The sequence below is a fragment of the bacterium genome (assembly GCA_008933615.1).
Lineage (GTDB): Bacteria > CLD3 > CLD3 > SB21 > SB21 > SB21.
This window is the reverse complement of the sequence record WBUR01000018.1, coordinates 64,087-73,158: the sequence shown is the minus strand read 5'-3', so window position 1 is coordinate 73,158 and position 9,072 is coordinate 64,087. Positions and strand designations below refer to the sequence as shown.

The following is a 9,072-nucleotide window of genomic DNA, read 5'->3' as shown; positions in this document are numbered from 1 at the left end:
GATCTTGTTATTAGTGTGTTGTCAAAGAACAAACTTTATGAATTAAAACTTATCAAAACTCTTGACTCTTTACATACCAGCGAAGTCGAAGGCTGATTTTACCATACTTTGTCATGGTTCGACAAGCCTGTCCTGAGCCCTGCCGAAGGGCTCACCATGACGTATGTGAGTAAACCCGATAAGCACATTGTTTAATGTCAATATGCTTTAGAAAAAATAACCTGTACATCCGTCTCTTTTCCGGTGAACAGACATTTCCCTTTTTCACCGGTTTGATCCATCGGAATACAGCGAATAGTGGCTTTCGTTTCTTCTTTGATCTTTGCTTCATCCTCTCTGCTTCCTGCCCAAAAACATTTTGCAAAACCGGCATCTTCTTCCATCAGTTTTTTCAATTGAGGATAATCCGAAACAAAGAAGGTATTATCATCACGGAATTTTTTTGCCCTGTCAAAAAGGTTTTTCTGAATCCCGTCGAGTAGCACCGGAATTTTCGCTGCCAGTTCATCTGTTTTAATCGTGACTTTATCCGACTTTTCGATTTTGTCTCGTCTGGCGCAGATAACTTGCCCGGCCGCAAGATCTTTTGGTCCGAGTTCCATTCTGATCGGAATGCCTTTGACTTCCCATTCGTTAAATTTCCATCCCGGACGATACTGATCTCTGTCGTCGATGTGGATACGAACGCCCAACGGCTTGAGAATGCTTTTTATATTTTGCGCCGCTTCGACGGTCTTGGCTTTTTCTTCATCGTCTTTGAAAATGGGTATAATAACAACCTGCGTAGGCGCTAATTTCGGGGGCAGAACCAAGCCGTTATCGTCGCTGTGCGCCATGATCAGCGCGCCCACAAGCCGCGTGCTCACTCCCCAACTTGTTGCCCATACATGCTGAAGCTGTGTTTTTTCATCCTGGAATGTCACATCGAACGCTTTGGCGAAATTTTGGCCGAGATTGTGCGAAGTCCCCGCCTGAAGCGCTTTTTTGTCCTGCATCATCGCTTCGATGCAGTAGGTATGCAACGCCCCCGCAAATTTTTCAGCATCGGTTTTCTTACCGTGAATGACCGGCAACGCCATATATTCTTCTGCAAATGTCTTGTATAAATTTAGTATCAGTACGGCCTCGGCTTCCGCTTCGTCATAAGTTGCGTGCGCGGTATGGCCCTCCTGCCATAGAAATTCGGTTGTCCGCAGGAACAGCCTTGTACGCATTTCCCATCGTACCACGTTGGCCCACTGATTGATCAGAATAGGCAGATCGCGGTACGATTGAATCCATTTCTGATACATGCTCCAGATGATCGTTTCCGACGTGGGGCGTATGTAAAGATTCTCCTCCAGCTTTTTTCCGCCACCGTGCGTAACGACAGCGCATTCCGGAGAAAACCCTTCGACATGTTCCTTTTCCTTGTTCATGAAACTCTCCGGAATGAACAATGGAAAATAGGCATTCACATGACCGGTTTCTTTGAACATACCGTCAAGCGCCTGCTGGATATGTTCCCATACCGCATACCCGTTGGGGCGAATGATCATACAGCCCTTAACGGGCGCATAATCGGCAAGCTGCGCTTGCATGATAATATCGACATACCATTGTGAATAATCCTGTGACCGTTTCGTGATTTTTTCTGCCATGAAGAGACTCCGATTTGTTTCGAATTTTAATTAGTGCGCCCGGCGGGGGTCGAACCCACAACCTTTGGCTCCGGAGGCCAACACTCTATCCAATTGAGCTACGGGCGCAAAAACATGGCTGCAAAAGTAATGATTCTTTCGAAGAATTTCAAGCTGTAAACCGGGAAAGACCAATAAATTTATTAGTAAAACTTTTATAAAAATAGCTTGCAGAATTCTTAACAATTCGATAATATTTCCCCAACACTTCACGCATAAATTAACCTGATTCACTTATGCGTCAAAAACCTTTCAGATTTCTTTTTAGCATGCAAGCATTAACTAACTATCTTATCTGTCACTCTAACATTCACTCTAATTTAGAAGGAGAACTCAGAATGTCAAAGAATTTACCCTCTTTGCTCATGAGCAAACCTATTCTCTGGCTTTGCGCAGGGATTCTGGTGTTTGCTTGTCTATTTTCCGCACAGACGGTTTCCGCCCAAGGCGTGACTACTGCTGCAGTTAATGGTCTCGTTACTGATAATAACGGACAGCCCGTGTACGGCGCTAACGTCATTGCGCTCCACGTGCCTTCCGGATCAAGATTCGGCGCGGCAACCCGTGCAGACGGCCGCTATAATATACCCGCTATGCGCGTCGGCGGACCTTACACGATCTTTGTAACCTATATTGGTTATAAAGAAGACCGACGTGAAGACATCACGCTGGCTCTGGGCGAAAATCGCCGCGTTGATTTCAAAGTGGTAGAAGAAACGATCGAAGGCGAAGCCATCGTAGTTGTTTCCGAGAGAAACCCGATCATTAGTGAATCCAGAACCGGTGCGGCTAAAACCGTTTCCAATCTGGAAATTCAGACCATGCCGACTCTGAGCCGTGATTTCGGCGATTTTACACGGTTGACTCCCCAATTCGCAGGCAATAGCGCTGCGGGCCGCAATAACAGATTTAATAATATCCAGATTGACGGTGCAGTCAATAATGACCTTTTTGGTTTGGCAGCTAGTGGAACTCCCGGCGGACAAGCGAGTACTTCCCCTATCAGCTTGGACGCTATCCAGGAATTTCAGGTCGTTATTGCGCCTTATGACGTTCGTCAGGGCGGATTTACAGGCGCTGGGATCAATGCGATCACGCGATCCGGAACCAATAACATTGAGGCTTCAGGATATTATTTCTATAAAAGCCAGGATCTCGTAAGAAACAAACTTAACGACGTCAAGATCACCGATTTCAGCGAAAAAACCGCGGGTTTTCGTGTCGGCGGTCCGATCATGAAAGACAAGTTATTTTTCTTCGTTAATGGTGAAATTACGCGTCGTACGGATCCCACGGATTATGGAATCACGGGCGACAGTAATGCAACGGATTTCATCGCCATTCCTGCTGATACAGCACAAGCGCTCAGGGATTTTCTAAAAACAAAATATGGTTATGACCCGGGCGGATTTAATATGCGAGATGTACCTATCACGAGCAACAAGGCTTTCGTAAGGTTGGATTATAATATCAATGATAAACACCGCTTAACCGTACGCCATAATTATGTCAAAGCAGATCAGGAGATTCTGCGACGTGTTACCGGTCAGAGCACCAGCAGCAGCAGCACGGGCTTCCGATTTGGCGATGCAGGTTATATATTCAAGAACATTACGAATTCGACGGTTATGCAGCTTAACAGCACTCTTGCAAAATCACTTTACAATGAATTAACCATTGGTTATTCAAACATCGATGACCACCGAAATGATCCGGGTAATATGCGTTTTCCGAACGTGATCATTAATAATGGCGGGTCGCAAATGGTCGTTGGTACTGAACAGTTCTCTCAGAATAACCTTCTGAAACAAAGTATTTTAGAACTCACGGATAATGTAACGTATTTCATGGGTGATCACACTTTCACAGTCGGTACGCACAATGAATTTTTTTCATTCAAGAATTCATTCCTGCCCCAATATAATGGCCGCTATCAATATAACGGTTTAACCCAATTTATCCGTTCAGCCAACGGCGATACAAACATGATCAATGCCTATTTCCTTACGTATCCGCTGGATCCGGAGACTTTTCAACGTTCAACCGGAGCCGATCCATTAGCTAAATTTAGCGTATCCCAATTAGGATTTTATGCACAGGATGCATGGTCGATCCTACCTAATCTTAAGCTAACATTGGGATTACGTATTGACGTGCCTATCATTAGCGACAAGCCATCGGCCAATGATACATTTGCCTTGGCATCGGATCTTGCAACCTATGGCCACAAAACCACAGATGAAGTTGCAAGCGGCAACCTCCTTTTCTCGCCTCGTATGGGATTCAATTGGGATGTGTTTGATAACAATGCAACTCAAGTACGCGGCGGACTCGGTATTTTCTCAGGACGAAGCCCCTATGTGTGGATCTCCAATCAGTATTCCAACACCGGTGCCGATTTCGGAACTGTTTCTTTTAACAGTACTGCAGCACGTCCTCTGACCTTTAATCCCGATCCGCTTACCCAACCGATCGAAAACAGACCGGGCCAAGGACAAGGCTTTAGCTCAACAATCAACTTAATGGACAAGAACTTCAAGTACCCCCAGGTTGCGCGATTAAATCTTGCCATCGATCATGAACTCCCCGGTGGGCTGATCGGTACACTTGAATTGATTGCATCTGATCCGATTTACGATGCGATGTTCCAAGACATCAGTCTTGTCGGAGCACAGTCTTATTCTCCAAATGACAGTCGTCCCCGTTTTGGCACAATCAGCACGACGGCTGTTCCGAGTGCAGGTATGGGCTCGCCAACAATCAGACCCACACGTCAAGATACGTTGTCTTTCACGAAAACATACGGCAACGTAATGTATCTTACCAATTCGAAGAATGGCTATCAGTATAACTTTACAGTCCAATTGCAGAAGACCTTTGCCTCCGGTTTTGCCGGTAAATACGACAAAGGCTTATATGCGGCGGTTGCCTATACTCTTGGACGTTCGACGGACGTGACCAGCGCGACGAGCAGTATCGCATTTTCAAATTGGCAGTTTAATCCTACTAAAGGCGATCCTAACAACAAAGATATAACTGCTACTTCGAACTATGAACAGCGCCATGCAATCATCGCTTCTATTTCGCAGAGCCTTGAGTTCGTGAAGAATTGGAAAACAACTGTTTCGTTCTTCTATTCTGGCCGATCGGGACAACCTTACTCAACGGTGTATAACGGCGATGTGAATGCCGACGGCGCTTCGTCGAATGATTTGATTTATGTCCCACGAGATATTAATGATATCGTCTTAGTTGGTACCAGCGCCTCCGATACACGCACGCCACAACAGTTGTGGGTAGATCTGGACGACTGGATCAGTGATGATCCTGCGTTGGATAAAGCTCGAGGCAAAATCATTGGAAGAAACGCAAGCACCTCGCCTTGGGTCAATCGAGTCGATTTCAAATTATCCCAGGAAATTCCGGTCACAGATCGATACGGTAAATTCGAATTGACGATGGATGTTTTCAATTTAATGAATCTCCTGAATAAAGAGTGGGGCGAATCGCTGTTTGTCAACAACCAGTCTCTGTCCCAGATTCGTTTTAGAGGCGTCCGGGCATCAGATCAGCAACCCGTATTCTCATTCGCTAAAGATCCGAATCTAGTCAAAGGACGATATGCAAGATCTAATGTAGGCTCACGCTGGCAGATGCAGCTGGGCGTGCGATATACGTTCTAGCAGATAATCTTATCTAATCAAAAAGCCGTCCCGAATATTCGGGACGGCTTTTTTGTTATAGGCCGACTAAAACTATATATTTTTTATGACAATTCAGTATGGTTTAAAGTTGGGATAAGTTACGATACCGTAGAGCTAATCCATTGCAGGATGCTGTTTCAAGGTTTCCATTTGAGTTATTGGATCTGTGTACATACGACGATGGCGGTGAGATAAAGGATCAATGGTGTGGCGGAATTATAATTCTTCCGCTATACACAATGAGGTATTATAGAAACAAGAAGCTTTTTATTTGGGATGTTCTTTATAGTGTTAACGCAGGATCGTCTTTACATTTAATGCAAACGAAAATCGCCTGAGCGTAATGAGGCCTTCGAAGTTATTGGTAGCAATGTCGATCGTAGTCTTACCCCACAAAAATCCCGCGCCCGTGGAAACATTAAAGCCGCGATTATCGCCGCCAAGCGACAATCCTCCACGCAGTAAAACAAAGTCCGACGTCCGATACTCCGCGCCAACGGCCATTCTGGGAACGGTGGAACCGCCAGCATCATTCAGAAAATGTTCAAGGTCGCCGGTCAGAAGCAATTTTTTATTGTACTGATACGCGGCGCCGACACGTAAAATCATCGGTAATTTTCTCGTGTACGAGCCGATATGATACGATGTATCATTTTTATCCGAGTTATATTGAGATGATAAACTGTCTTTCTTATTGTCTCTGAAATCGATGTCAAAAACATCGTTGGCGCGAATTGAAAATGATCCTTTACGAATGGAATCATTCTTTGTCCAATTCACCTGGCTGAAGACGTTCATCACGCTGATTCCGACAGTCCAGTGCCGGTTGATCTTTGCCACAGTACCGAGATCGATACCAAATCCGCTGCCGCCTTCCGACTGTCTCGTAAAATAACTTCCCCGGGTAATGATCGAATCGCTTTTTTCAATAATGCCATGCATATCCGAAATGGTGAATTGGCCAAATCCCTTGATATACTTTAGCGTCATACCCGCGGCCATTTCCTTCACAACATCCGGAAATATATTTTTGATAGGATATCCTGCCGACATACTCACATCTAAATAGGCTTCGCCGCCGCCATTGCCTTTTTGATTCAATGATTTCGTCCCTACATCGTAGTTGCTTAAAGCCAGATCAAAAATTCCTCTGGGAATTTTGGAATAACCCGTACCGTTAAGTTTGACGTTTAACGAATAATTCCGATATTGAAACCCAAGAAGTCTTACTTCAGCATCTCCGTTAGCCCTTAGAGAATGGGCGCTGCCAAACAGGTCTAGAAAATCTTTTTTATCTTTTTCGCTGAATGATCTTCCGTTATATTTGTTGTAATTGGGGCCGCTTAGAACATTATTGCCAACTCGAAATCCGGTTGCAAAAATCTGCAGCATCATTTGATCTTGGTTTTTGGAAGTAAGTCCGAGGTTGGCCGGATTCCACAAATAGGCTTCCGTATTTTCTGCAACGGCGGTATTGGCGCGGCCCATACCTACGGCGCGCGCATCGGATTCTCCCCCGCCGCCGGCATAAGCCCGTGACAATATGGCGGATGATGAAATAAAAAATAGAACGAGTGTGCGAAAAATGTTTTTTCTAATCATTAATATCTTCATCGATAAAGAATTCAAATTCCAAATCCGTTTTCACGTCGATAAAATCATCGGACGAGACTTGTACAAAACCGCCGGTGTTTAGTAGCTTAACTTTCAATCCTCTGTAGATGGAGGCTTTCACGCTGTCAATCCTGCTATCAAATATTCTTTGATACTCCGACTGATTGAGCTCATAATTTATCTCCAGTTCCTCAGCTGATGTGACAATGCCTCCGGCATTCGTTACACCCTTATTAATCAGAAGAGGCGCATAAGGATAGGTAAATTTAACCGCAGAAGTGGAATCGTAGAAACGAATTTCAGTTGGCGGATCCGTTTTACTGCTGTCAATAAAAAACTGTACGGAAATAGGAACGGGAAAATGATTACGGATCTTCCCTCTGATAGATATGCTTTTTAGCCGATCGTAAAGCTTTTGTTTCTGGTTTTCGCTTATGTCGATCTTTGAAGGATCCGTCTTCACTAAATTACTTGCTGAATCTCCGAATAATTTAAATACCAGCGGCGCGCGCAAGTTGATCTGCGCATTGATGAAATCCTCCCTGTTTACCACGCCGGAGGTTATGTCATCGCCTACGAAAACCATACCCGTCACAATAATTGAGTCGGGCAAAATGCTTAATAAGTCCGCAACTTCGTCATAATTCGTTGTGCGAATCGTGTCCTGTTGGGAGACTCCGGTTGAGTAGGGTGGAATATCCGCAACAATATGGGCTGTCTTGGTGATGTTTGGCAGACGTTTTCCTGTGATAGTTACATCCAATGACATGGGAAACGAAATCCGGTGATCCGTAATAATTTCAAAGAAAGCTCGTTTGATCTGGACACTATCAAGATGCTTGATGTCAATGGATTGGGCAGATCTGTCGAGATCAACCTGCTCCTGCGCGAGCGTCGCCCTTAGCCTTGAGAACTTCATTGTGTCGAGAGTTGCTCGTACTTTGATTCCTTGCCCGTTCGCCATCGTTTGCGGAGTGCCGGTAGCGGATATCGAGTCGGTCGTGTAAGTATAGTCATAATCCAGGTATTGGTTTCCAATTGCAGCGTCTTTCGGCACAACTCTCCATTTATTCAACAAAAGAATGACCGGCGCGGTGCTATTGGTCACGCGAATTGAACGAGTGAGCGATTGACCGGCTGAGTCGAAGTCTTCGGAAGTGAACAAAACGGTGGCATTAACAGGAATGGTCTTAGTAAAATTCAAAGTTAATTTCCCGGAACTTATGTATCCGCTATCTATCACAGAATTCGATGACGTCTTAAATGAATCGGCTCGCGTGATGACCTGAGATGGGAATCGCCCTGTAATACTTGAGCCGGTAATATCTACGACCATTTTGATTGAAACAGATCGGCTGGTATCAACGAGAACACTGCTGCCGGAGCCTGTCGAATGGCCGTAAACCCGAACTGTAAAAGGCGTCGTTACGACCGTCGTCGAAGTAAATGTTTTAACTCTTGTATCGGTGTCGCCCAATGAAGTTACTACGGACATAAAACTGTCAATACGTGCGCTATTCTGGCCGATAATAACAATCATCAGAGTGTCAAAACCAACTTGTGTATTATTCGTGACCGTTGTCTTTATCGTTGACCCGTTGAGAATGGTCGCCCCTGTGAATTTGGCGAACGTTACCGTCTTAGATCTTTGCGGAAAACTAAAGGCAGGAATAATCACGTTGGTATTAGCCAACGCATCTATTGACGCTGGGCCCAATACTCCCAGAGAAAATGTGGTGGTGGTTGAATCTCTTAGTTTCAGGTCGTTACTGATCAAACCGTCCGTTGAATCTACGGTAGGATCGGTGTCCAGATTGTCGCCGATCTGAACATGTTCATCATGGTTAATGGTTAATAACACGGAATCGCTCACGATGGCGAGTTTTAGTGAATCTTTCTTATTCTCCAAATCCTTTTTCAGGCGATATATATCGTAATGCTCATTGGTCAGCGGAATAGTCAACTTTGCATTCACCGTGGGCATCTTAGGCATTTCACAACCCACTAAGAAACCAAAAATCAATACTAAGGCGCATTTCGATCGAAACAAATGAATCCTCCGGATAATGATATTA

The 9,072-nt window shown here is 44.8% G+C and carries 4 protein-coding genes and 1 tRNA gene; 1 reads left to right on the top strand and 4 read right to left on the bottom strand.

Annotation, left to right across the window (positions count from 1 at the left end):
• Positions 1-197: 197 nt before the first annotated feature.
• Positions 198-1,640, bottom strand: a complete 1,443-nt coding sequence (locus F9K33_08480; protein ID KAB2879704.1) for a proline--tRNA ligase — start codon at positions 1,638-1,640, stop codon at positions 198-200.
• 34 nt (positions 1,641-1,674) lie between these two features.
• A tRNA-Arg gene (locus F9K33_08475) sits at positions 1,675-1,748 on the bottom strand.
• A gap of 167 nt (positions 1,749-1,915) precedes the next feature.
• On the opposite strand from F9K33_08475, the gene F9K33_08470 reads away from it, so the two are divergent.
• Complete coding sequence (locus F9K33_08470) at positions 1,916-5,362, top strand: TonB-dependent receptor (GenBank protein KAB2879703.1); 3,447 nt, start codon at positions 1,916-1,918, stop codon at positions 5,360-5,362.
• A gap of 312 nt (positions 5,363-5,674) precedes the next feature.
• Here F9K33_08470 and F9K33_08465 read toward each other — a convergent pair whose 3' ends face one another.
• Together F9K33_08465 and F9K33_08460 are read right to left on the bottom strand one after the other, a co-directional pair.
• Positions 5,675-7,012 (bottom strand): conjugal transfer protein TraF, encoded by a 1,338-nt coding sequence (locus F9K33_08465; protein ID KAB2879702.1) that lies wholly within the window; start codon positions 7,010-7,012, stop codon positions 5,675-5,677.
• Entirely contained in the window at positions 6,978-8,990 is a 2,013-nt protein-coding gene (locus F9K33_08460) for a hypothetical protein (GenBank protein KAB2879701.1), read from the bottom strand. The genes F9K33_08465 and F9K33_08460 overlap by 35 nt, the downstream gene beginning before the upstream one ends.
• Positions 8,991-9,072: the final 82 nt, after the last annotated feature.

Excerpts from the sequence above, each read along its gene's own strand:
- F9K33_08480 (KAB2879704.1), bottom strand. The coding sequence starts at position 1,640 with ATGGCAGAAAAAATCACGAAACGGTCACAGGATTATTCACAATGGTAT.
- F9K33_08460 (KAB2879701.1), bottom strand. The coding sequence starts at position 8,990 with ATGCCTAAGATGCCCACGGTGAATGCAAAGTTGACTATTCCGCTGACC.
- F9K33_08470 (KAB2879703.1), top strand. The coding sequence starts at position 1,916 with ATGCGTCAAAAACCTTTCAGATTTCTTTTTAGCATGCAAGCATTAACT.